Here is a 23,827-nt window from a genome sequence, read left to right on the forward strand (position 1 = left end):
ACGGCCCGCCCGCACCGGATTCGGTGCGGGCGGGCCGTGTCGTTTCGGCTGGGGACTAGCCCAGGCGCTCCTTGAGCGCCTCGAACTCGTCGCGCACGCCGGAAGGCAGCCTGTCGCCGACGAACTGGAACCACTCCTCGATCATCGGGATCTCGCGCTTCCACTCCTCGACGTTCACCACGAGCGCCTCGTCGACATCGGCCGGGTCGACGTCCAGGCCCTCCAGGTCGAGGTTGGCGGCGTGCGGCACGGTGCCGATCGGGGTGGCCTCGCCCTCGGCGGTGCCTTCGATGCGACCGACGATCCACTGCAGCACGCGGGAGTTCTCACCGAATCCGGGCCACAGGAAGCGGCCGTCCTCGCCGCGGCGGAACCAGTTGACGTAGAAGATCTTCGGCAGCTTGTCCGCGTCGGCGTTCTTGCCGAGCGAGACCCAGTGGTTCATGTAGTCGCCGACGTGGTAGCCGAGGAACGGCAGCATGGCCATCGGGTCGCGGCGCACGGTGCCGACCTTGCCCTCGGCGGCGGCGGTCTGCTCGGACGACATGGTGGCGCCCATGAACACGCCGTGCTGCCAGTCGAAGGACTCGGTGACCAGCGGGACGGTGGTCTTGCGGCGACCGCCGAACAGGATGGCCGAGATCGGCACGCCCTGCGGGTCGTCCCACTCGGGGGCCAGGGTCGGGCACTGCGACATCGGGGTGCAGTAGCGCGAGTTCGGGTGCGCGGCCAGGGTTTCCGACTCGCGCTCGTACCAGTCGTTGCCCTTCCAGTCGATCAGGTGATCGGGCTGGCCCTCCAGGCCCTCCCACCACACGTCGCCGTCATCGGTGAGCGCGACATTGGTGTAGACGGTGTTGCCCGCGTCGATGGTGGCCATCGCGTTGGGGTTGGAGGAGTGGTTGGTGCCCGGCGCGACGCCGAAGAAACCGAACTCCGGGTTGACGGCGTAGAGGCGGCCGTCCTCGCCGAAGCGCATCCACGCGATGTCGTCGCCGAGGGTTTCGGCGCGCCAGCCCGGGATGGTCGGCTGGATCATGGCGAGGTTGGTCTTGCCGCAGGCCGACGGGAACGCGGCGGCCACGTAGTAGTTCTTGTTCTCCGGCGAGATCAGCTTGAGGATGAGCATGTGCTCGGCCAGCCAGCCCTCGTCGTGCGCCATGGCGGAGGCGATGCGTAGCGAGTAGCACTTCTTGCCCAGCAGCGCGTTGCCGCCGTAACCCGAACCGTAGGACCAGATCTCGCGGTCCTCGGGGAAGTGGGTGATGTATTTGGTCTCGTTGCACGGCCACGGCACGTCGGCCTGGCCTTCGGCGAGCGGGGCGCCCACGGAGTGCAGGGCCTTCACGAACGCGCCGTCGGTGCCGAGCTTCTCCAGGGCGGCCTTGCCCATGCGGGTCATGACGCGCATGGAGACGACGACGTATTCGGAGTCGGTGATCTCGACGCCCAGCTTGGGGTCGGCGGCGCCGAGCGGGCCCATGCAGAAGGGCACCACGTAGAGGGTGCGGCCCTTCATACAGCCGCGGTACAGCTCGGTCATGGTGGCGCGCATCTCGGCGGGATCGACCCAGTTGTTGGTCGGGCCGGCGTCGGCCTCGTCACGCGAGCAGATGTAGGTGCGGGATTCGACGCGGGCGACGTCGGAGGGATCGGAGAGCGCGAGGTACGAGTTGGGCTTCTTCGCCTCGTTCAGCTTCTTGAAGGTGCCGGCGGCGACCAGCTGCTCGGAGAGGCGGACCGCTTCCTCCTCGGACCCGTCCGCCCAGACCACGCGGTCGGGCTGGGTGAGTTCTGCGACCTCCTGTACCCAGGCAAGCAGTTCCTTGTGCTCGGTGGGCGCGGTGCCATCGTGAAGACCAGGAATGGTCGCTGAGGTCATGAAAACTCTCCTGATGTGGGTGGCCCTCGGCGGCTCGCGACACCGGGTGCCACCAAATTGCGGCAAGGCACCCACCCGGCTTGCCGGTAGCACGTCCCGGCTGGACGGCGTACAAGGACCAAGCGGACGCCCAGGTTCCTGCCATAGAGGTTAACGCCATATATCCCGAGGTATGGAATCGGGTTGTCCAGTCGGTATCGGGTCGAAACCCTCGACCTGCGGTTATGCGAATTCGAGTGCAGCAAGGTCACGTTCGCATGCCGCCGTCAAGGCGGGTCGCCGCTGCGCCGCCTGACGTAACTGCGCCTCCAATTCCCCTACCCGACGGTCTGTTTCGACCATGCGCTCGGTGGTGGCGCCCACCACCTCTTCGGCCAGCCGCTCCTCCGCCTCGACCAGCGCGGTGGCCACCCGCTGCTCCAGTTGCGCCTTCACGTTCACCAGCGTGTCGGACACCCACTGCTGCACGTGCGCCCGCTCGGCGAGCTGTCCGCGCGCCCGCACCACCCACCACGCCACCGCGGCACCCAAAACCAGACCGACCGGCACGATTGCCCAGTCGAACGCCTCGAACACCGCCAGCGGCGCCACCACGAACCGCCCCAGCCCGAACCCCGCCGACGCGCCCAGCGCCACCATCAGCCGATCCTCGAGCCCGCGCCGCCGCCGCTCCGGCCCCGCCCCCACGCACGGCTGGACGACCCGCGCCGCCTGGCACGCCGCCTCCGCGATCTCCCACCCCGAACCACCGGCCGACACCTCGACCTGTGCGCTCAACTCCTCCACCCGTTTCCGGATCACGCGATCCATCTCACGTGTGAGATCTTCCACTGCACTCGCCAAACGCCCGAAATGCCCGATATCAGCCCTATTCGGCCGACCCTCGGCCTCCGCACGCGCCTCCATATTCAGCGCCCGCACCCGCGCACCCACCTCATGAACGAGATCGACTCGCGCCAACTGCAATCGATTCCGCAGCGTCGACATGGCCACCCCGCGACCGCCGTCGCCCACCGCCAGCAACGTCGCCCGCTCCTCCCGTAGCGCGACCACATCACCACTGCCACGCAGCTTCTCCAACTGCCCCTCGATCCGGGCGCGCGTCTCGTCCACCACCCGGTCCCGCACGATCACCCCCTGATCCACCAGCGCACCCGCACCCACCGCCGCCACCAGCCGCGCATGCAACAGCCCCAGCCCCGACCGATCCAGCAACGCCCCGTCCACACCCACCCGCGCCACCGCCGCCATACGCGCGGACACCGGAACAACCTCGACATCCGCCAGCGCCGCCCCACCCGACAACGCGATATCCCGCTCGAGGGTCAGCAGCGCGACATCCCGCTCGAGCACCGCCCGCCATTCCCGATGCGCATGAATCCCGTCCAGCGCGAACACCACCCGCGTCCCGTCGGCCCACAACTCGTGCACAGCCTGCAGACCGTCCCCGCCGATCGGCGACCCCGCGTCCAGCACGACCAACGCCACCGGCACCGGCCGTCGTCGGATTCCGCCGTGCTTCCCGTCGCGCCCAAGGGTTTCCGCGTCGCCCACGGCAGCCCTGTCCGAGACATCCGCACCGAGCGCCTCGTCACCGGACGACGGACCGTCCACAGCGGCAGGCCCATCCGCCGCTGTCCGCGGCTCCACCATGTCCACGTGCGGCTCGAACCGGGACAACTCGACGCGCAGCAGCATCTGGTTCACATCACCGGAACCGACCAGCGTCACCGCTGCCGCCGCCTCCTCGCCATCCCAGCTCATCGCCCGCAGCAGCGCGAGACCGTGTGGATTCCAGCGAGCCACAACCGCTTCCGCCGCATCGGAGATTCCGCCCGCACCGGCGAACGACGGCCCGGACACCGGATCGGACGGAGCGGTGGCCCCGCTCCCGCCGGTCGGCGCGTGGTTCGACCCGATCGACCGCCGCTCCACAGCAGGCAGGTTCAAGGCCGGCCACGTTCGGGCATCATCCTGCGCGCTCATGCAACTCCTACCGGTAAGAGCGGATTCGGCCTCCGAGACCGGCTGCGGCACAGCGATATCGGACCGCGCCGCAAAACCGGCGGGTCGTACGCATCCGCACACCGTGCGGGCGGGCAATCGTGGTCCACCGATGATCATTCGTTTCCGACTGTGGGAACGGCTGGCCCGATCACGAATTCGGGGGCACTCGGCCGTGGCGGCGGCGCGTGACCGGCGTTCGAGCACCGTTGCGGCGTGTCAGCCGCGCGGGCCCTGCTCGTAACGGCGATGCAGTTCCTCGTACAGCGCGTCGATACCGCTGGCGCAGTGCAGGATCTGCAGCAGGGCGTGCGGGGTGAGGGTGGGATCCATCCGCAGGGCGGTGAGCGCGCAGGCGACACCGTGCAGATCCCAGTGCTCGAGCAGCGTTCTCCTGTCGTCCACATCGGGTCCGAGGTCGGGGGAGGTGAAGAGCTCGGGGGCGAGGGCGAAGGCGGGGTCGTTGCGAGTGCGATGGCGCTGCAGGGTGCGAAGATCCGCGGTGGTGAAGGTTCCGGAGCGGGTGCGCGCGGCCAGGCTCGCGACGACCGGGTAGACGGGTACGCCGAGTATCTCGGCGTAGCGGGCGGCGGCCGCGGCCGCATCGGACCAACGGGTCCCTATTGTTTCGGCCTTGTTGAGGGCCACAAGTGTTCGCTCGGCTGTCAACGCTGCTGTGAGCTGTCTGTCCGTAGGTTGTGGACAACCGGTGAGTACATAGATGATCAGGTCGCCGTCGAGCACCGGAGCGGAACAGCCGGGTTGGTCGACCGGTTGGGTTTCTTCGGCGGCGAGGAGGGACAGCGCATTTCGCAGGGTGGTTTTGCCGACCTTGGAGCGGCCGGTTATCTGGATGCGCAAGGGTCGGCTTGCCGGCACAGGGGCAGCCTAATTGTTCATGGGGAGATGCGCGCAGGGTTGGGCAGGTGCGGAGCAGGCGCCCGGTGAGTGGGACGGCGCAGCGCCCCTGCCACTCGGGTCCAGCTGTGCGGCAGCACAATTCGGTGCGACTGCTCTTCACACACACTCCTGTTTCACCTAGTGTTTCGATCCGGTCGGCTGTGCGGCCGATGTGCGGTGTGACGGTGTGACCCCCGAAAGGTCCGGCCGCGCGCCGGAATTCGTGAGGAGGTTGCGATGACTGTCACCGCCGACGTCATCGGAGATGCGGAGCCGAGTGGCAGACAAGCCGCTCCGGACCGGCCGGTGCCACCGAGCCGGGACCCGTTCTTCCGCGCGCCCTCCGGGTTCGCCATGCACGCGCCGGGGACGATATTGCGCAGTCGCACAGTGGAATTGGCGCTGTTCGGCCTGGTGTCGCAGCAGGTGACGGCCTGGCAGCTGCTGTATCGGAGCAATGATCTGCACGGCCGGCCGGAGGTGGCCGTCACGACCGTGCTGCTGCCGAAAGGCGCTGCACCGGACCGGAATCGGCCGCTGCTGGCCTTCCAGTCGGCCATGGACGCGGTGACCGACCGCTGTGCGCCCTCCTACGCGCTGCGCAAGGGCGCGATGGCCCCCGGATCGATCACGCAGCTGGAATGGCTGCTGGTGGCCAATGCGCTGCGGCGCGGCTGGGCGGTGAGCATCGCCGATCACGAGGGCCCGGACGGCGCGTTCGGTGCGGCCCGCGAGCCCGGGTATCGCGCGCTGGACGGTGTGCGCGCCGCGCTGCGTTTCGCCCCGATGGGTCTGCGGCCGGAGACCAAGGTCGCGGTGTGGGGGTATTCGGGTGGCGGCATGGCCAGTTCCTGGGCCATCGAGATGGCGCCCGGGTACGCGCCGGAGCTGAATATCGTGGGCGCGGTGCTGGGCGCACCGGTCGGCGATCCCCGGCACGTGTTCCTGAATTTGAACGGTGGCCTGTTCTCGGGTTTCCCGGCGATCGTGATCGCGGCGCTGCGCGGTGTGTACCCCGCGCTGGCCTCGGTGGTGGACAACGACATCACCCCGGAGGGCCGCCGCATGCTCGACCGCATGGCACGTCTCGGCCCGATCGCGGCGCTGCCGCTGCTGGTGGGCCGGGGCATGGACAACTATCTGCATCGCCCGCTGACCGAGATCCTCCCGGAGCTGGAGGACATGTTCGACGATATGCGCCTGGGCAATTCGACGCCGGAGTGTCCGGTGCTGGTGGTGCAGCCGGTGAACGACCAGGTCATCCATGTGAAAGGCATCGACGGTCAGGTGGATCGCTACCGCGAGGGCGGTGCCGCGGTCTGGTACGTCCGCGATCGCCTGAGTGAGCATTTCTCACTGCTGCCGCTGTCGACGCCGATCAGCCTGGATTGGCTGGCCGATCGCATCGCGGGCAAGCCGCTGCAAGCCCCCACGACAAAGACCGTCTGGTCGGTCGCATTGCACCCGGCCCGCTGGCGCAGCATGGTGGAAATGGCAACTACCGCAATGCGAGTCACGCTCGGAATGCCCCTGAGCAGGGAAGCCGAGCAGCCCGCCGACACCGCGTCGGGCCTGGCAGCTTGACCGATCGCTGGGATCGGTAGGCGTAACCGATTGATGCGCTAAAGATCCAATACTGGACAATGGACGCCGTGAACGACGCCGACGCAGCCCGTCCCACCGGCAACCGCCTCTACCCTCGGGTGACCAGCTTCCGCGCGCGCCGCGGCGCGATTTCCCCGACGCGGCAGGATGCCTGGGATCGGTTGTGGCCGGAAATCGGCCGCGACGTCGCCGACGAACCCCTCGACGCCGACACCTGGTTCGGCCGCAAGGCGCCGGTGATCGTCGAGATCGGCTGCGGCACCGGCACGGCCACCGCGGCCATGGCGCAGGCCGAGCCGCAGTTCAATCTGATCGGCATCGAGGTGTACCGCCCGGGTCTGGCACAGCTCGTGCAGCGCATCGAACGGGAAAACATTCCGAATATCCGCCTGCTGCGCAGTGATGCCGTGGACGTTCTGGAAAACATGGTTGCTCCCGGGTCGCTGACGGGCGTCCGCGTGTTCTTTCCGGACCCGTGGCCGAAGGCTCGCCATCACAAGCGGCGGCTGTTGCAGCCGGAGACCGTGAAACTCATCGCGGATCGCCTGATGCCCGGTGGCGTTTTGCACGTGGCGACCGATCACGCTGATTATGCGGAGTGGATTGCCGAGGTCGGAGCAGGAGAACCCCAGCTCATCGGCCTGAACGAGACCACCGGGGGGCGTTCCGAGGACTGGAAAGAAACCGCACCGATCGGTTTCGAACGTCCGATTACCAAATTCGAGAACAAAGGACTCCGCGCGGGTAGCGCCATCCAGGAGTTCATCTGGGGGAAGATCGAATCATGAGCGTCAGTGAGATGGCCCGCGACGTCGCGGAAGTTGCCGAAATAGTGCACGGCACCTCGTCGACCGAACTAACGGGCACCACGAGCTTGTCCAGTAGCGTCCCCGATGTGCGCCGGGTGCTGCTGGTCTGGGACGCCCCCAACCTCGATATGGGTCTGGGCGCGATCCTCGGCGGCCGGCCCACCGCCGCCTACCGCCCGCGCTTCGACGCGCTGGGCCGCTGGCTGCTGGCCCGCACCGCCGAGCTGTCCGTCGGCAGCCCGACCCGCGTCGAACCCGAGGCCACCGTCTTCACCAATATCGCCCCCGGCACCGCGGACGTGGTGCGCCCGTGGGTCGAAGCCCTGCGCAATGTCGGTTATGCCGTCTTCGCCAAACCCAAGATCGACGAAGATTCCGATGTCGACAGCGACATGCTGGCCCACATCGAGCTACGCCGTCGCGGTGCGGGACTCGCGGGCATCATGGTCGCCTCGGCCGATGGCCAGGCCTTCCGCGCGCCCCTGGAGGAAATCGCGTCCAGCGGTGTCCCTGTCCAAGTATTGGGATTCCGCGAGCACGCGAGCTGGGCGGTCACGTCGGATATTCTCGAGTTCATCGATCTCGAGGACATCCCGGGCGTGTTCCGTGAACCGCTGCCCCGGGTCAGCCTCGACTCGCTGCCCGACGAGGGAGCCTGGCTGCAGCCGTTCCGGCCGCTGTCCGCCCTGCTCACCTCCCGCCCCGCTCAAGGAGTCGCTTAGTGTTCACCCGCTGGGGCGACCTGGTCTATCGGCTGCGCTACACAGTTCTCGGAGTTACCGTTGCCGCATTTCTCGGCCTCGGATATTTCGGGCTCGGGGTCAACGACCATCTCAGCTCCAGCGGATGGTTCGACCCCACCTCGGAATCGGTGCACGCCGCGATCCTCAAGGATCAGGCCTACTCGCGCGATCACAACAGTGACGTAGTGCTGCTGTACACCGCGCCCGACGGCAAGACCGTCGACGATCCGGCGTGGAATCAGAAGATCATCGACAGCCTCAATGCGCTGCCGAAGCAGTACCCGCAGATCAGCAAGGTCAATGTCGCGCCCTGGAAGACCGAAACAGGTCAGCAGGTGGCGCAGACGGTCAGCCCCGATCGCAAACACGCGTTCGCGACCGTCGCGCTCAACGCCAACAACGACACCGAGATGCTGCAGGCCTATGCCGCCGTGCAGAACGCCTTCACCGTTCCGGGCGTACAGGTCGAGGTCGGTGGTCTGCAGCCGATCGCGTACACCCTGAACAACACCATCGCCAGCGACGTGAAGCGCATGGAGATGCTCGCGCTCCCGGCCGTCGCGGTGCTGCTGTTCTTCATCTTCGGCGGCGTGGTAGCCGCCGCGCTGCCGCTGATCATCGGCGGTCTGACGATCATCGCCGCCAACGGCATGATCATGGCGCTGACCAAGTACACCGAGGTGAACTCGTTCGTCTCGGCCGTGGTGTCGATGATCGGCCTGGGCCTGGCCATCGACTACGGCCTGTTCATCGTGAGCCGCTTCCGTGAGGAACTCGCCGAGGGCTACGACACCAAGGCGGCGGTGCGCCGGTCGGTCATGACCGCCGGCCGCACGGTCACCTCCTCAGCGACCATGATCATCGCGGCCAGTGCGGGCATGCTGCTGTTCCCGCAGGGCTTCCTGAAGTCCGTCGCCTACGGCACCATCGCGGCGGTGCTGCTGGCCATGATCTCCTCGCTGACCGTGCTGCCGGCCATCCTCAGCATCCTCGGCCGACGCGTGGACAGCCTCAGCCTGAAGTGGATCAACAAGACCAAGACCGCCGACGAGATCGAGAACGGCTACTGGGGCAAGATGACCGCGTGGGTCATGAAGCACCCGCTCAAGGTCGCCATCCCGATCGTGATCGGGCTGCTGCTGCTCATCATCCCGGTGAAGAACCTGCAGTTCGGCGGTATCTCGGAAACCTATCTGCCGCCGGACAATCCGGTGCGCGTGGCGCAGGAGCACTTCGACGAGATCTTCCCGCTGCGCAAGGCGGATCCGGTGCAGCTGGTGATCGTCACCGACAACTCCAAGGACATCGGGCCGATTCTCGCGCAGGCGAACAAGGCTCCCGGACTGGTGAAGAACGCGCAGTTCGGCATCCCGTCCAAGCCGCCGAACGGCTCCAACGTGTGGGTCTCCGAGGCGACCGTCGAAGACAGCGCGCATCCGGAGGACACCGTCGACTATCTGCGGTCGATGGAGGTGCCGGACAACGCCGAGGTCATGGTCACCGGTCAGCCCGTCATGATGATGGACTCCATCGACTCGCTGCTGGCCAAGATGCCGCTGATGATCGCGCTGGTGCTGTTCATCACCACGGTGCTCATGTTCCTGACCTTCGGGTCGCTGGTGCTGCCGTTGAAGGCGGCGCTCATGAGCGCGCTCGGCCTGGGTTCCACGCTGGGTATCCTGACCTGGATCTTCATCGACGGTCATGGTGCGTCGCTGCTGAACTTCACGCCGCAGCCGATCATGTCGCCGGTGCTGGTGCTGATCATCGCGATCATCTACGGCCTGTCCATCGACTACGAGGTATTCCTGTTGTCGCGCATGGTCGAAGCGCGCACGCAGGGGGCCAGCACCACCGAGGCCGTGCGCATCGGCACCGCGCAGACCGGGCGCATCATCACCGCGGCCGCACTCATCCTGCTGGTCGTGACGGGCGCGTTCGCCTTCTCCGATCTGGTGATGATGCAGTACATCGCCTACGGCATGGTGGCGGCGCTGTTCATCGACGCGACCGTGCTGCGCATGCTGCTGGTGCCCGCCACCATGAAGCTGCTCGGTGACGACTGCTGGTGGGCGCCCGCCTGGATGAAGAAGATCCAGCAGAAGATCGGGCTGGGCGAGCCCATCCTCGATGATGAGCGGCCCGGCGGCGAGGAAGTGGTCGACCTGGTGAAGACCACGCCGATCACCGATCCGGTCACGATGCAGATCCCGATGCTGGCCGACGGCTCCATGCCGCGCAGCCGCAAGCCGCGCCGCACGGCCCGGAAGGTCGACGTCGACAGTGAGGCGCCCACCCAGGCGCTGAACGAGGTCGCCCCGGCCACCCCGGCGGCTGCGCCCGGAACTCCTTCCGGCCCTGCGCATCCCGCGCCGCCGTCGGAGCCCGCGAACGCCGGATTCACCGGTTCGCCGACGTCGGCGAACGCGGGTTTCGCCACCCCGTCCGCCCCCGCGAACACCGGATTCACCGCACCGTCGACGCCCGCCAAGACCGGATTCGCGGCCAAGTCCGATGGCCCGCACGGGGTTTCCGATTTCACCGCGTTCATCGGTACCGCGACGGGCGCCGCCACCGGCGATCCGGCCGCGGAATCCGGGGCCCCGCACTCCCCGGCCGCCGGCGTTGCCGGTGCCGACAGTGGTGCGCCGCAACGTGTTCCGGCGCCGCCGGCCCCGGCTGCCGGAGTGCCCCCGCGTTCCGATCGTGCCGCCGACGGCGCATTCACCCAGCCCGGATTCGGCACGCCGGCCGGACAGGATGTGGGGGTGCGTCCGGGTACGGGCGTCACCGAGCAGTCGACCTCGCGCGGCCAGGACGGTGCGTTCGCCCAGCAGGGCGGGCCCGCCGCGCCGCAGGGCCCGGTGCCCGCGGTCTCGCAGCCGGGTTCGGCTGCGCCGCAGGCGGATCCGCAGTCGCCGTCCGCTCCCGCGCAGCCGGTGGCCGGTGCGGAGCGGGTGCTGCCGCCACCGTCCATGAAGGTGCCGCCGCACCCGGCCACGCGCGCGCAGCTCTACCAGCCGCACGCCGAGCCGACGCAGCCGGTGGCGGCCGCGGAATCCGATGCGACGCAGCCCGTTCCGACGCAGCACGCGCAGCAGGAGGCCCCGCAGGGCGGGGGCCGCAACAGCATCGAACAGTGGATGTCGGACCTACGTTCGGCCCGTCGCCGCCCCGGCAAGGACGAGGAGGACGACGACGAGGGCAAACACCGTGGTGGTGAGGGCCGCACCGTCAGCGTGAACGAGCTCCTCCGCCGCCAGAACCGCGACTGACCGCGGCTCGATACACACGGCGAAAGTCCCGCACACCCCTTGCGTGTGCGGGACTTTCGCTTGTCGGGCGGAAGCGAAGGGTCTCGCTGCCGGGCACCGCGGCTGTCGCCGGGACCCCGTCCGCCCGCGGTCAGGGCGCAGGGGTCTCCCGGTCCGCGGCTTCGGCGAAGGCGCGCGCGTAGCGGGTGCCCGCCACGAGTAGGAGGACGCCGACCGCGAGGAAGGCGGCCGCCCGGACCAGGCCGTCGAGGGTGGCCAGGTCGAAGAGGAACAGTTTGGCCAGCGCGGCGGCGGTGACCAGCAGCCCACCGGCCAGCGCGACCTTCGCCTGCTGCGGTGTGCGCGCCAGGCGGCGCAGGCCGAAAAGCAGTGCCGCCGTGGCGGTCACCATCCAGATGATGGTGGCGATGCCGTGCCCCGCGAGGAATCCGTCCTTGTCGCCGGTGGCGACGCCGACCGACACCGTCAGCACGGTGACCGCGTACAGACCGAGAATCCCGGCCAGCACCGCGGCAGTCGAGGTGGTGTTCTCGCTGCCCAGCAACCCGATCCGGCGCGCGCACCACAGCGCGACCGCCACCACTCCCAGTGCCGCCACGGCCGCCAGCGCGGTCGAAACACCCAGGTGCGCTTCGGCGGAACGCTGCCCGGCCAGCATCCCCGGAGCCGCGATATCGAGGAACACCCCGGCCCCGAGTCCGGCGAAGGCGGCGCCGATCCAGGCCGCGACCTTCGAACGCTGTTGTGCTCCCACAGCGAGGAACCCCAGCGCCACCAGGAACAGCGCGATCGGCAGCGTCTCGAAGGTGGTGGCCCGGAAGCAGCCGATCAGCAGCGAGCACGCCCCGACCACCGCCGACACGATCGCCAGATGCCCCGGAATCCGCGCCGCCGCACCCAGTTTCGGCACCCACGGCAGCACGGCCACCGCGAACAGCACCACGGCGTACCCCACGGCGAGGCTCACCGCTCCGGCCCGCTCGAACATGGCCGTGGCCGCCACCAGCGGAATGCCCGCCGCCGCGAACGACACGCTCGCGGTGAGGTCACCGGCCCGCCGCCGCACCACCAGAATCGCCCCCGCGAGCCCGGCCACCGCGGCCACGATCGCCGCCGCGAGCACTTCCTCCCGAATGGACCCGCTCCTGCGCCCCTCGAACCCGACCGCGGCCACCGAGATCAAGATGGCCAAGGCCGCCGGAACGGTCCGCACAATGTGCAGATACGGCCAGTCCCGCCCCAATTGCACCGGCACAGCGGCGATTTGCAGCACCAGCAGGAACGCCAGCAATGCCATCTCGGTGGTGATCACCGGCGACAGCACCGCGGCCCCCAGCACGACCAGCACAGCCAGCGCCTGCGACCGCCACTGCACGGCCAGCCACACCCCCGCCGCAGCGATCCCGAACGCGACCGCCAATCCCGCAACCGGATGCACCCAGTCGTAAATGCTGGTCACCGCAACAACATCCAGATATCCCCCGGCGATACCCGTAGCCGCCAGCGCAACCGCACCCACATACCCCCCGGCCCGCCCGTGCACCCGCACCGCAGCGGCCACCAGCGCCCCCGAGAACACTGCCCCGGCAACAACTCTCGGCACCGGCCCGAAGAATCCGGCCTGCGCCGCCAGCACCAGCAGCATCACCACCCCGATCAGCGTGACCCCGACCCCGGCCACCGCCAGCACCCGGCTGATCACCCCTTCGCGCTGCCACCACGGCGGCCGCACCTCCCGAGGCGGCGCCATCCGCCGCTGCGGGATGCCCGGCATCGCCGGATAACCCTGGTACCCAGGCTGTCCCGCGGCCCCCTGCCATCCCGGCCGCGGCGCACCCGATTGCAGAGCGGGCGCGGCAGCGGCTCCCGCCGCCCACGGCGACGAATACGCCGCTGCCGCAGGGGGAATCCCCCCTCGAGGAGGAACCGGGCCCGCAGGCGGGATCGGCCCGACGCCGGGCCGGGCCGGCTGTGCGAACGAGCCAGGCATTGCGTGCATCGGCTGGCCGCTCCCCCAGGGCTGTGGTCCGGCACCCGGCGGAACCTGTTGCGCGGCAGGTGGAATCTGTTGTGCAGCAGGCTGAATCGGTTCCGCCGCCGGGGCGCTCTCGCCCGGCTGCGCGCTGACGGGCGGTGTCCGGCCGGAGGCCGGGGAAGCCGCACCTTGCGATGAAATCTGCTCGGCGGCAGACTTTTCCGCTCCGCTGGACGGCGCTTCCGGGCCGGCTTGCGGCTGGTTCGGGGCGACAGGCTGCTCCGCCGCTGTGCGCGGGCGCGAAAAACCGCCCGTCTGCTCGGCGGCGGGCGGTACAGGAGTGAAGGCGGCGGCAGCGGCGGAATGACGGTGCTCCGCGAGGACCTGGGAGTGCAGGGAGTCGAGATCGCGTCCGAGTACGCCCATCTGCTGTCCGAGCGCCGCGAACTCGTCCGACAATCGTGCGATCAGACGGGGGTCTATGGCGGTGTTCATGGGAGCCATACTCTCGGCCGGGGTGGGGCCGGGGCATGAGTAGAAACACGTGGGTGCGGGTCGATTCCTACCCGAATTCGAGCGGGCGGGAAGCACCCACCCGCAAAACCCCACCCGATAACGGGGGCCAGGGGGGTGAAGCCCCTGGGAAATCAGGCCGCGCGGGAGATGGTGGCGCGGATTTCGGCGGTGATGCGGGCGGGGTCCTCGAGCATGGGGATGTGTCCGAGGCCGGGAAGGGGGCGGATTTCGCGGGTAGGGGTTTCGACCAGCGGTGCGTAGACATGGGGCGGGAGGACGCGGTCGTGTTCGGGCAGCAGGATCGTCACCGGGACGTCGAGGGCGTCCATTGCTGTGAAACCTGTTGGCAGAGCGGGATCTTCGGCGATTTCCTCGACGATGGTGCAGTTGGCGGGTGCGGCGGCCATGGCCTTGGCGACATGATTGGGAACGATCGCGGGACGGTGGGCCAGCAGGGGTAGGAGCAGGCTGCGGATGAGGGCCGGGCTGGTCGGCGGGGCGTCGGTGTCGAGGCCGATGAGCGGGCCGAAGGTGCGGAATTTGCGGAGCAGGGAGTCGGCGGCGGCCGGGTTGCGCCAGAGGCCGCCGGGTGCGATGGCGGTGACGGTGCGGGCGCGCCCGCGGGCGGCGAGTTCGAGGGCGAGCCAGCCGCCGAGGGAGTTGCCCGCGAGGTGGGCGGTGGCCCATCCGGCCTCGTCGAGGGCCTGTTCGGCATGGTCGGCGAGGGAGGCGATGGTGGCCGGGCGCTTCGGTTCGGGGCCGCCGTGATGGCCCGGGTAGGTGATCGCCAGCACGTCGTGGTCGGCGGCCAGATCGTCGAGGACGGGCAGCCAGGATTCCCAGGTGAGCAGCGCTCCGTGCAGCAGCAGGAGGGGTTCGCCGCGTCCGGTCCGCAGTTGGGGTTCCGGAGTGGTTCCGAGGGGTGCGCCTTTCACCATGTGCGCGACGATACCGGCCGGCGAAAGTCGGCGGCGCGGGCTGCTTTTCGCATCACAGCCGCTGTCGTGTCACAACCCGTTGAGGAAACGCTTCCAGTGCGCGCTGAACGGATGCCGGACGGTGACCGAGCCGAATCGGAACTGGCCGTGCACGATCAGATGCAGGGGTCCGATGGGCGGCCCGGTGCGCACCTTGTTGTTGATGCCGGCGCCCACCAGTTGCAGGCCGTTGGTGTCGACGGTGGCCTCGCCGGGCACGATGAGCTCCAGGGAGCCGATCTGATGCCGCACCCGGATCTCCACCACCTGTGTGGACATGATGGCCTGGGTGAAGTCCAGTTCCACCCCGGCCATGCTGCTGTCGATGACCAGCACCGGCGGCACCGTCCACCTGCCCTTGCGGGTCACTCCGGACATGCGCGCGCGAATCACATTGCCGGGCACGGCCGGTTGCGGGCCGGGCCCGAATTGCGGTGCGGCACCGGCTCCGAACTGCTGCGCGGCCCCCGGCATGAACTGTTGCGCGCCACCGGCGATGAACTGCTGTGCCCGCGGATTCTGCACGAATCGCGGCGGTTGCTGCGCCGGTTGCGCGGGCTGCCCGACCAGCCGGATCCCGGGCAGATCCACCAGCACCGCGTTCAGTTCCCCGCGTGTCTTGGCCGCGAGCGCGGTATCCATGCGTTCGGTGAATTCGCCCAGTGACAGCATGCCGAGCCCGACCGCGCGCTGCAGCAGCCGTCCCACGTGTTCGCGTTCGCTGTCCGACACTCGTAGGTCCCGGTCGCCGACCACAGCGGCAGGTTCGGCGCCGGACATCGCTTCAGGACCTCCCATGATTCGAGGCTAACCAGGGCACGGTGTCCGGCGCATCAGGGCAATCCCTGAACTCGGTCCTATTCGCCGTCGAGGCCCTGTTCGATGGCGTACCGGGTGAGCTCCACGCGATTGCCGAGTTGCAGTTTGCGCAGTGTGGATTGCACATGGTTCTCGACGGTGCGGTGCGAGAGGCTGAGCCGGGTCGCGATCTGCTTGGCGGACAGCCCTTTCGCGACCATGCGCAGCACTTCGGTTTCCCGGTCGGTGAGCGCGGGCCGGTGCGGTTCGTCGCGATCGGGTGGGGTGTTGGCGATGCGCCGGTATTCGCCGAGGACCAGCCCGGCGAGCCCGGGGGTGAACACGGCCTGCCCGGCGGCGGTGGCGCGGACGGCGTCGTAGAGCTCGGTGGCGGAGGCGCTCTTCACGAGATAGCCGATGGCCCCGGCCTTGATGGCGTCGAGGACGTCGTCGCGTTCGGCGGAGGCGGACAGCACCAGCACATGGGTGCGCGGGGATACGCGCAGCACTTCGGCGGTGGCGTCGGCGCCGTTGCCGTCGGGCAGCTGCATGTCCATGAGGACGACGGCGGGTTGCACGGCGGCGGCGCGGCGTCCGGCGGCGGCGACGCTGTCGGCGGTGGCGACCACGTCGAATCCGGCTTCGGCGAGGTCGCGGGCGACACCGTCACGCCAGATGGGATGGTCGTCGACCACCATGATCGAAATCCGTTCGGCCGCATCCTCGGCCATGGCCACCTCCTCGGTCACCGGTCGTTCTTCTCATTCTCGTGGGCCGCGCGGGATGCGGAACTCCCATTCCGCGCCCGCGCCCTCCTCGGCGGCGTCGTCGTCGGCGGGCAGCGCTTCGAACAGCAGCTGCGCGGTGCCGCCGATGGCGTCGATGCGGCCGATGATGGATCGTGAAACCCCCATGCGCCCTTGCTCTTCGGCTTGCGCGAGGCGGCCCGGCGGAATGCCCGGCCCGTCGTCGCGCACGCTGACGATGAGTTCGTCGCCGGTGTCCTCCAGCAGCACATAGGCTTTCGCGCCCGGTCCGGCGTGCAGGGCGGTATTGGCGAGGGCGGCGGCCACGGCGGCGGAAACCTCGCGCGCCTCCCAGTGGCCGAGCAGCACCGGTTCGCCGGGTGTGGACACGAAGACCGAGGGGGTGGCCTGTGCGGTCAGCAGCGGACGCAGATCCTCGTCGGCGCTGTGTCCTCCCATGTCGGCGCGGGCGCCCTGTTCGGAGATGAGCACCCGCAGCGCCACCTCCTGCTCCCCGGCGCGCTGCGCCAATTCGGCGGTGGGACCGCCGATTTCGGTGCCACGCCGTTTGATGTAGCTGAGCACCTGGAGCACCCCGTCGTGCACTTCGCGCGCGAGCCGTTCGCGTTCCTTGGCGGCGGCCGTGAGCCGCACGGCGCGTTGCAGTTGTTCCTGCGCCCGCTTGGCGGTATTGGTGGCGAGCCCGAGCGCCAGCCCGACCGAGAGCAGCACCGGCAGCGTGGCATCGCGCCAGACATCCAGTTCCCATTGGGATCTCGCGGTGATGATGGCGAAGGAGATGAGCAGGCCGGAGCCGATGCCGCCGAACGGCCCCCACAGGATGGCGGCGGAAATGACGGCGTTGGCGCACCACAGCGTGGTGGGCAGGGTCTGATGCCCGTGATACCAGTCGTAGTCGGCGACGAACCGGGTCGCGAAGATGAGCGCGATGGTGATCAGGTGGTCGCCGATGACCACGCACACCCGCAGCCACGGATGCTGCCGAATGTTCCACTGCGACAGCAGGATCGCCGAGACGCCGGACCACATCGCCATGACCGCGATGAGCGCCCAGCTCAGCCGCTGATTGGTGTAGTGCGAGACGGATGCGATCTGCTGCCCGACCGCGTACAGCAGGGTGACCAGCCGCAGCGCCTGCGCCGCCCGCCACAGTGGCGCGGTGGCGATGGTGCCGGGGTCGGGTTCAGTCCGCGGCGGGGTCACCGGCGGGCTTGCTGTCGGAAGTCGTTGCCGCACCGTCGGATCCAGCCTTGCCGGGCGGGGCGGCCCCGCGCAGGTAGGCCACCTCGTCGAAGTCGTCCTCGGGACTGTCGGGTTCGGCGCTGTACATGGGTTTGCTCGGATCCCCGGTGTGCAGCTCCTGATACAGCTCCTCGGGCGTATCCGCGAGCAGGGAGCGGATGGCCGTGTTCAGCACCGCCACGAACGGCACCGCGAGCAGACCGCCCGCGATGCCGGCCAGCACCACACCGGCGGCGATGGCGAGCACCACGGCCAGCGGATGGATGCGCACCGCGCGCCCCATCAGAAGTGGTTGCAGCACATGGCCTTCCAGCTGCATGACCGCGATGGTGATGCCCAGCACGATGAGCGCGGTCACGAACCCCTTGGTCATGAGTGCGATGAATACGGCCACCGATCCGGCGATGAAGGAGCCGATGATCGGAATGAACGCGCCGATGAACACCAGCGAGGCCAGGGGTAGGGCGAGCGGCACGCTCAGGATCGCCAATCCCGCGCCGATGCCGATGGCGTCGACGAGCGCGACCAGCACGGTGGCCCGCACGAATCCGGTGAGCGTGCCGAATCCGAGCTTGCCCGCGACCCGCACCCGCTCACGCTGCTCGGTCGGGATGATGCGGGTGATGAACTCCCAGATCTGATCCCCGCCGTAGAGGAAGAAGATGAGGATGAACAGTGTCAGGAAGGTGCCGGTGAAGAATTCGCCGATGACGGTGGCGGTGGTGAGCGCCCCGCTGGTCAGCGTGTCCTGATTCGACTCGATGGTCTTGACGATGGTGTCGCCGGCATTGCGGATCTGCTCGTTGCTCATGTGCGGCGGCCCGTTGATCAGCCAGTCCTGGATCTCGTGCACGCTGGTCTTGAATTCGTCGGACAGCTGCGGCACGCCGACCACGAACTGTTCCACGACGAAGGTCATGATCCCGGCCATCAGCCCGATCGACCCGACGAGCGCGACGAAAACCCCTAGCGATCGCGGCACCCCGAACCGCTGTAGCAGGTCCACCAGCGGATTGAGCAGCGCCGCGGCCAGCAGCGCGATGCTCAGCGGAATCATCACCGAGGACAGCCGGTGCGCGAGATAGGCCACGGCGAGCACCGCGAACAGGATCAGCAGCAACCGCCACGACCATTCGGCGGCCTCCCGAACCAGCGGATGCACCGCCTCGGCATCCCGCTTGCGCACGGTTTTCGGCGTCGCGTCCGGTGTTTCTCCTGCCTGCGCCTGACTCACGAGGGCGAGCCTACTGTCTGGTTTATCCCGTCGCCCGGCTCCACACGGCTTCGCACCCCCTGTCGCACCGAACTCCGCGACTGAATCTTCATGATCGGACCGCTAGATTGGTGGGCGTGTCAGCGCCACTGGAAGCGGTCAAACAGACCATGCGAACCCGCTGGCCGCTGTACCTCGCTTCGATGCTGGCGGCCAATGCGTTCGGCGCTGTCCTGGTGTGGGCGTTCATCCAGTACGGGCTGCCGGTGCCCGAGGGTGAGCTGAGCGCGACGCGGCAGACCGGGCTGGTGATTCCGGCGATCGTCTTCGCGACCTGTGGGCTGTTGAGTGTGACGGCGTCGGCGCTCATGCTGCGCCCGGTCATGCGCTGGCAGATGCGCGGCGGTCCGCCGAGCCGGCAGGAGCAGATGGCCGCACTGCACGCGCCGTTGCGGCAGGCCATCGTGCATCTGGCGCTGTGGTTCCTGGGCGGTGGCGTGCTGGCCTGGTTGATCATCATCCGGGCGCCGGAGCTGGCGGCGGCCGTGATCGTCACCGAATGTATGGCCGCCACCATCGTTTTCGGTTTCACCTACATGCTGGGGGAACGGATTCTGCGGCCGGTCGCGGCCGAGGCGCTGACCGTGGGCGCGTTCGATCACACGCTGACCCCGGGTGTCGGCACCCGCATGGCCATGACGTGGGGGATGGGCACGTTCGCCCCGGTGATCGCCATCGTGCTGCTGTGCGTCACGCAGATTTCCTCGCGCGTGCAGTTCTCGGCGCAGTCGCTGGCGGTGTCGATTCTGCTGCTGTGCGGTGTGGTGATCATGCAGGCGCTGGCGCTGTCCATGCTCACCGCCTCGAGTATCTCGGATCCGATTCGCCAGCTCAGCCAGGCCATCGATCGCGTGCAGGAGGGTGCGCGGGATGTGCAGGTGGAGGTGTTCGACGGGTCGGAGATCGGGCTGCTGCAGGTCGGCTTCAACCGCATGATGGACGAGGCGGCCAAACGCCGGGAACTGCAGGAATTGTTCGGTCAGCACGTCGGCGAGGATGTGGCGCGCCGGGCCCTCGAATACGGCACCGAACTCGGTGGTGAGACCCGGTTCGTGGCGGTGTTGTTCGTGGATATGGTCGGTTCCACCGCGACGGCCGCGGAACGCCCGCCCACCGAGGTGGTGTCGCTGCTCAACGAGTTCTTCCGCATCGTGGTGGATGTGATCGACCGGCACCACGGTCTGATCAACAAATTCATGGGTGATGCCGCATTGGCGATCTTCGGGGCGCCGCTGGATCGCCCGGACGCGCCCACCGCGGCTTTGACGGCGGCCCGGGAACTGCGCGAAGCCCTGCGGGAAGTGCCCGGCCTGGATATCGGAATCGGTGTCTCCGCCGGGCTCGCGGTGGCCGGGAATATCGGTGGCGCAAATCGTTTCGAGTACACGGTGATCGGTGATCCGGTGAACGAGGCGGCGCGGCTCACCGAATTGGCGAAGGAACGGCCCGAGCGGGTGCTCACCTCGGGCAGCGCGCTGTTTTTCGCCGACGAGTCCGAACAGTTGCATTGGGATACCGGCGATGAGGTCCAGTTGCGCGGGCGACGCCGGAAAACCCGCCTGGCCTGGCCGAAGGAAAGCGGCGACCCGATGGATGCAGACGAGGTCGAGGCGAGTTCGTTAGGCTGACCAACGTGAAGGCCCATCGCGACCTGGCCGGCGAACCCGCGCCGCCTGCGGAGAACTCGCGCCGTGGCAGATTCTGGTGGGCCAAATGGGTTCTCGGTGTCGCACTGCTCGCTCTGTTGATCGGGGAGGGCGCGTATCTCTATCCGCGCCTGCACGATTCTTGGAAGAACCTGACGGAAATCCATTGGGGATGGGTGGTCGCGTGCATCGTCATGCAGGCGATTTCCATGAGCGGTTACGGCCGTATTCAGAAACAGCTGCTGCACGCCGGGGGCGTGGCTGTGAGTCAGCGGAAATCGGTGTCGGTGGTGTACGGCTCGACCGGAATGGCTTTGACGCTGCCGGCCGGGCAGGTGTTCTCCACGGCGTTCACCTACCGGCAGACGCGGCGCTGGGGTGCGAGTCCGATCGTGGCGTCCTGGCAGCTGGTCATGTCGGGGGTGGTGGCGGCGGCCGGGTTGGCGCTGCTGGGCGTGTTCGGCGCGATGCTGGCCGGGGACCGGATCGGTCCGGTGAAGGTGGTGCTGTCGCTGGGCGCGGTGGCGCTGCTGGTGTGGGCGGGCAACTACGTGTCCGCGCATCCGGGCGCCATCGAGGGGGCGTTGCGGCGAATTCTGCGGCTGGTCAACAGGATTCGGCATCGGCCGGTCGATGACGGCATGGACAAGGTGGCCGAGGTCCTGGACCAGCTGGAGTCCGTGGATCTCGGTAAGCGCGATGGCGCGTGGGTGGCGCTGTGGGCGATCGTGCACCGGCTCGCGGATGTCGCGTGCCTGGGCGCGGCCTGCTACGCGGTGGGCGCGGACCCGCGGCTGACCGGGCTCATGCTGGCGTTCGCGGCCGGAAAAGCGGTGGGCACCATACCTTTCGCGCCCGGCGGCATCGTCTACGTGGATGCCACGCTGTGGGCGAGCCTGGCGACCTTCGCGGGCCTGCCGTTCTCGCAGGCGGTGGCGGCCGCGTTCGTGTACCGCCTGGTGAGCTTCATTCTGGTGGCGATCGTCGGCTGGATCGTCTTCCTGTTCCTGTACCGCAAACCGCAGGCCGACGACGCCGAGTACGAGAAGGAGTTCGAGGAGCTCCGCACCGCTCCCCCGCTGTCGGACACCCGTCGCCCCAATCCGCCCGCCGCCCAGGACAACCCCGGCCCGTCACCCGCGGTCTGACTGGCATCCGGCGGCCGGGAGTGTCCCTGCGCGCCGCCGTTCGGCGCGGCCGATAACCTTTGGCCGTGAAGAAACTGGTGCCGTTCGCCGTCGATGTCGTTCTGGTCGTCGTGTTCTGCATGCTCGGCCGCTCCAGTCACGACGAGGACGTGCTCGCGGGCCTCGGCCGCACCTTCTGGCCCTTCGGCCTGGGCCTGCTGCTCGGCTGGGTGATCGCGGTGGCCGTGGCCTCCGGCCGCGAGGGCGCCAGCGCCGCAAAGCGTTTCGACGGCCGCGCGGCCTGGCCGACCGGCGTCATCGTGTGGGTCAGCACTCTGGTCGGCGGCATGCTGCTGCGCGCCGTGTCCGGTCAGGGCGTCGCCTTCAGCTTCATCATCGTGGCAACCGCGTTCCTCGGCCTGTTCCTGGTCGGCTGGCGGGTCGCCATGAGCATTCTGCGTACGCGCTAGTCGTCCGGGCTGGCCAGGGACTGCAGCATCCGCGCCGCCATCCGCGCGGTGGCGTCACCGCTGTCGGCGTCGTCGATGTGGATGGCGAAGGCGAGATCACCCATGGTGGCGATGAGCCAGCCGCCGGAACCGTAGGCGCTGACATCGCGATACCGGTTGAGCGTGACCATCTCCGGCGACGCGGACCCCTCCTGCAGCATGGCGCGCAGTTTGTCGGTGGCATTGCCGGGCAGCGCGGGCAGGTCGGCCTCGGTGGTGGCGGGGCTGCCGATGGCGATCATCGGTTTCGGCACCTGGCCGCGCGCGATGGCGGCGGCCGCGATGGCCATGCCCCACGGGCTGGCGAGCAGATTGTCGGCGGCCTTGCCGTTGCCGACGTTCTCCGCGCCGTTCTTGCCGTTGGGCAGCCGGCCGGTGGTCTCGTCGAGGCCGGGCACGGTGAAGTCGATGCCGACGCCGAGCTGGGTGGCGGCCTCGGCCGCGTCGTTGACCGAGACGTCCTGCGGCGCTTTGTTCTTGGTGACGGCGGCCAGGTTCTTGAACAGTTCGATCATGCCGCCGACCGGGTACAGCCCGGTGAAGGCGACCGACCCGTGCGCGCTGGCCTGGCTGTTCTGCGCCACCGCCACGAGTGCGCCACTGGAGGGCTGGATGGCCACGACGGAGGCGGGCGTGCCGACGCTCACCACAGCGTCCTCGGCGGCGCGTTGCAGCCGCTGATCCATGGTGGCGGGAATGTCGGGACCGGGCGGGCCCTGTTCGCCGGCGAGCTGGGTGATGAAGGCCCCGTTCTGCCCGAACAGCTGGACGCCCCAACCGGAGTGCTGGTCGTTGCTGTCCTGCCAGACCTTGCGTAGCGCGTCGAGCATGGGCGACCAGACCCGCCGGTCGGCGGAGATGAGCCGGTTCTGCTTCTCCATCACCACGCCGGGGATGACGGCCATGCGGGATTCGAGGATGTTGAAGTCGCCGTCGCGCAGCTGCACGGCCACGATCGGCTTGCCCTGCGACGACGAAAGCTGTTGCATGAGCGTCGCTCCCGTGATGAGCGGGGCGACGGGTTCGATGGCGTCGGCGAGGGCGTTGGTGGTGCCGACCAGGTCACCGGTCTTGGCCGGGTCGACCTTGATGACATTGATGGTCTGTTCGGTCATGAGCGGCGCGCCGACGATGTCGTTGACCTTGGGCGACGGCGCGGCGTAGGTGCGCACCAGTTTGGCGGTGCGGGTGCTGTCGAGCTGCGGCATGACCAGGGCCGGATCCCACGAGATGCGCCAGCCGACACTGAGTTTGCGGACGGTGCCCTGCAGGTCGTATTTCCAGTTCTTCTTCTCGCCGAAGTCCCAGGCGCCGGTCATGCTGAACAGACCGGTGCTGCCGTCGAGGTTGATGAACTGGGTGAGTTCGTAGTCGGGTTTGCCCGGGTCGAGTCCTTCGAAGACTTGCTTCAGGGTTGCCGAGGCACCGTTCGGGTAGGACGTGAGCCGTGCCGCGCCCTCGTAGTCCCGCTCGTCGAGCAGGTTGGTGAATCGCTCGACAACCGATTCAGCACTATTGGTGCGTTCTCGGAACGCACACGACCCCATCGCAATCGCGAGGGCAGCCACCCCCGCGAGCGCGATTGCGCCCCGTACCCGGAAGCGGCGGGATCCCCACACATCCATATCGCCCACTCTTCACTCTTGCCACATCAGCAACAGGTCCACGGTACCGCGAATCAATTGCCCGCGGTTCTACCTTTCCACCAGGCGTACTCCTTCTGAGCATCACCATAGTGCCCGTTTCGGCCAGGAGGGGACAGTTACATGATCACCGGTC

The 23,827-nt window shown here is 68.5% G+C and carries 17 protein-coding genes; 7 read left to right on the forward strand and 10 right to left on the reverse strand.

Annotated elements, in window-relative coordinates; genetic code table 11:
- Positions 1-55: 55 nt before the first annotated feature.
- The 3 genes from H0264_RS00250 to H0264_RS00260 all read right to left on the reverse strand — a co-directional run bounded on the left by H0264_RS00250 (position 56) and on the right by H0264_RS00260 (position 4,765).
- On the reverse strand, positions 56-1,882 hold the full coding sequence (locus H0264_RS00250; protein WP_181582084.1) for a phosphoenolpyruvate carboxykinase (GTP): 1,827 nt from the start codon (positions 1,880-1,882) through the stop codon (positions 56-58).
- A 222-nt stretch (positions 1,883-2,104) separates the two neighbouring features.
- Entirely contained in the window at positions 2,105-3,868 is a 1,764-nt protein-coding gene (locus H0264_RS00255; RefSeq protein WP_181582085.1) for a hypothetical protein, read from the reverse strand.
- A gap of 237 nt (positions 3,869-4,105) precedes the next feature.
- Positions 4,106-4,765 (reverse strand): hypothetical protein, encoded by a 660-nt coding sequence (locus H0264_RS00260; protein WP_181582086.1) that lies wholly within the window; start codon positions 4,763-4,765, stop codon positions 4,106-4,108.
- Positions 4,766-5,023: 258 nt separating this feature from the next.
- Here H0264_RS00260 and H0264_RS00265 point away from each other — a divergent pair, with 258 nt between their 5' ends.
- Genes H0264_RS00265 through H0264_RS00280 form a run of 4 tightly spaced genes read left to right on the forward strand, consistent with a single transcriptional unit; the run spans position 5,024 to position 11,218 of the window.
- Positions 5,024-6,370: a lipase family protein gene (locus tag H0264_RS00265; protein ID WP_181582087.1), complete on the forward strand. Its 1,347-nt coding sequence runs from the start codon at positions 5,024-5,026 to the stop codon at positions 6,368-6,370.
- Between the two features lie 59 nt (positions 6,371-6,429).
- Positions 6,430-7,179: a tRNA (guanosine(46)-N7)-methyltransferase TrmB gene (trmB, locus tag H0264_RS00270; RefSeq protein ID WP_181582088.1), complete on the forward strand. Its 750-nt coding sequence runs from the start codon at positions 6,430-6,432 to the stop codon at positions 7,177-7,179.
- Complete coding sequence (locus tag H0264_RS00275) at positions 7,176-7,922, forward strand: NYN domain-containing protein (protein ID WP_181582089.1); 747 nt, start codon at positions 7,176-7,178, stop codon at positions 7,920-7,922. Before trmB ends, H0264_RS00275 begins: the two co-directional genes overlap by 4 nt.
- Positions 7,922-11,218 (forward strand): MMPL family transporter, encoded by a 3,297-nt coding sequence (locus tag H0264_RS00280; RefSeq protein ID WP_181582090.1) that lies wholly within the window; start codon positions 7,922-7,924, stop codon positions 11,216-11,218. The genes H0264_RS00275 and H0264_RS00280 overlap by 1 nt, the downstream gene beginning before the upstream one ends.
- Positions 11,219-11,348: 130 nt before the next feature.
- Here the strand turns inward: H0264_RS00280 and H0264_RS00285 are convergent, their stop codons facing one another.
- From H0264_RS00285 to H0264_RS00310, 6 genes are all read right to left on the reverse strand, one after another.
- Positions 11,349-12,992 carry a DUF2339 domain-containing protein gene (locus H0264_RS00285; protein ID WP_181582091.1) on the reverse strand — a complete coding sequence of 548 codons (1,644 nt, stop codon included), beginning with the start codon at positions 12,990-12,992 and terminating at the stop codon, positions 11,349-11,351.
- An 848-nt stretch (positions 12,993-13,840) separates the two neighbouring features.
- Positions 13,841-14,647, reverse strand: coding sequence for an alpha/beta fold hydrolase (locus tag H0264_RS00290; protein WP_181582092.1), 807 nt, complete (start codon positions 14,645-14,647; stop codon positions 13,841-13,843).
- Between the two features lie 69 nt (positions 14,648-14,716).
- Positions 14,717-15,484, reverse strand: a complete 768-nt coding sequence (locus tag H0264_RS00295; protein ID WP_181582093.1) for a DUF1707 SHOCT-like domain-containing protein — start codon at positions 15,482-15,484, stop codon at positions 14,717-14,719.
- 59 nt (positions 15,485-15,543) lie between these two features.
- On the reverse strand, positions 15,544-16,215 hold the full coding sequence (locus tag H0264_RS00300) for a response regulator (RefSeq protein ID WP_181585178.1): 672 nt from the start codon (positions 16,213-16,215) through the stop codon (positions 15,544-15,546).
- A gap of 30 nt (positions 16,216-16,245) precedes the next feature.
- The gene (gene macS, locus H0264_RS00305; protein ID WP_231083708.1) at positions 16,246-17,454 is read right to left on the reverse strand and encodes a MacS family sensor histidine kinase; all 1,209 of its coding nucleotides are present in this window, start codon (positions 17,452-17,454) and stop codon (positions 16,246-16,248) included.
- On the reverse strand, positions 17,435-18,655 hold the full coding sequence (locus H0264_RS00310) for an AI-2E family transporter (protein ID WP_181585179.1): 1,221 nt from the start codon (positions 18,653-18,655) through the stop codon (positions 17,435-17,437). The genes macS and H0264_RS00310 overlap by 20 nt, the downstream gene beginning before the upstream one ends.
- A 221-nt stretch (positions 18,656-18,876) precedes the next feature.
- On the opposite strand from H0264_RS00310, the gene H0264_RS00315 reads away from it, so the two are divergent.
- The 3 genes from H0264_RS00315 to H0264_RS00325 all read left to right on the forward strand — a co-directional run bounded on the left by H0264_RS00315 (position 18,877) and on the right by H0264_RS00325 (position 22,009).
- Positions 18,877-20,394 carry an adenylate/guanylate cyclase domain-containing protein gene (locus H0264_RS00315; protein ID WP_181585180.1) on the forward strand — a complete coding sequence of 506 codons (1,518 nt, stop codon included), beginning with the start codon at positions 18,877-18,879 and terminating at the stop codon, positions 20,392-20,394.
- A gap of 5 nt (positions 20,395-20,399) precedes the next feature.
- Positions 20,400-21,560, forward strand: coding sequence for a lysylphosphatidylglycerol synthase transmembrane domain-containing protein (locus H0264_RS00320; RefSeq protein WP_181582095.1), 1,161 nt, complete (start codon positions 20,400-20,402; stop codon positions 21,558-21,560).
- A gap of 65 nt (positions 21,561-21,625) precedes the next feature.
- Entirely contained in the window at positions 21,626-22,009 is a 384-nt protein-coding gene (locus tag H0264_RS00325) for a DUF3054 domain-containing protein (RefSeq protein WP_181582096.1), read from the forward strand.
- Here the strand turns inward: H0264_RS00325 and H0264_RS00330 are convergent.
- Positions 22,006-23,673 carry an NTF2-like N-terminal transpeptidase domain-containing protein gene (locus H0264_RS00330; protein WP_244976073.1) on the reverse strand — a complete coding sequence of 556 codons (1,668 nt, stop codon included), beginning with the start codon at positions 23,671-23,673 and terminating at the stop codon, positions 22,006-22,008. The two genes, H0264_RS00325 and H0264_RS00330, sit on opposite strands and share 4 nt — an antisense overlap.
- Positions 23,674-23,827: the final 154 nt, after the last annotated feature.

The organism is Nocardia huaxiensis (assembly GCF_013744875.1).
Lineage (GTDB): Bacteria > Actinomycetota > Actinomycetes > Mycobacteriales > Mycobacteriaceae > Nocardia > Nocardia huaxiensis.

What these genes read in the sequence shown, in the direction of transcription:
- H0264_RS00250 (WP_181582084.1), bottom strand. Translation starts at nt 1,882, where the DNA reads ATGACCTCAGCGACCATTCCTGGTCTTCACGATGGCACCGCGCCCACC.
- H0264_RS00255 (WP_181582085.1), bottom strand. Translation starts at nt 3,868, where the DNA reads ATGAGCGCGCAGGATGATGCCCGAACGTGGCCGGCCTTGAACCTGCCT.
- H0264_RS00265 (WP_181582087.1), top strand. Translation starts at nt 5,024, where the DNA reads ATGACTGTCACCGCCGACGTCATCGGAGATGCGGAGCCGAGTGGCAGA.
- trmB (WP_181582088.1), top strand. Translation starts at nt 6,430, where the DNA reads ATGGACGCCGTGAACGACGCCGACGCAGCCCGTCCCACCGGCAACCGC.
- H0264_RS00275 (WP_181582089.1), top strand. Translation starts at nt 7,176, where the DNA reads ATGAGCGTCAGTGAGATGGCCCGCGACGTCGCGGAAGTTGCCGAAATA.
- H0264_RS00285 (WP_181582091.1), bottom strand. Translation starts at nt 12,992, where the DNA reads ATGCCGGGCATCCCGCAGCGGCGGATGGCGCCGCCTCGGGAGGTGCGG.
- H0264_RS00290 (WP_181582092.1), bottom strand. Translation starts at nt 14,647, where the DNA reads ATGGTGAAAGGCGCACCCCTCGGAACCACTCCGGAACCCCAACTGCGG.
- H0264_RS00295 (WP_181582093.1), bottom strand. Translation starts at nt 15,484, where the DNA reads ATGGGAGGTCCTGAAGCGATGTCCGGCGCCGAACCTGCCGCTGTGGTC.
- H0264_RS00300 (WP_181585178.1), bottom strand. Translation starts at nt 16,215, where the DNA reads ATGGCCGAGGATGCGGCCGAACGGATTTCGATCATGGTGGTCGACGAC.
- H0264_RS00315 (WP_181585180.1), top strand. Translation starts at nt 18,877, where the DNA reads ATGCGAACCCGCTGGCCGCTGTACCTCGCTTCGATGCTGGCGGCCAAT.
- H0264_RS00330 (WP_244976073.1), bottom strand. Translation starts at nt 23,673, where the DNA reads ATGGATGTGTGGGGATCCCGCCGCTTCCGGGTACGGGGCGCAATCGCG.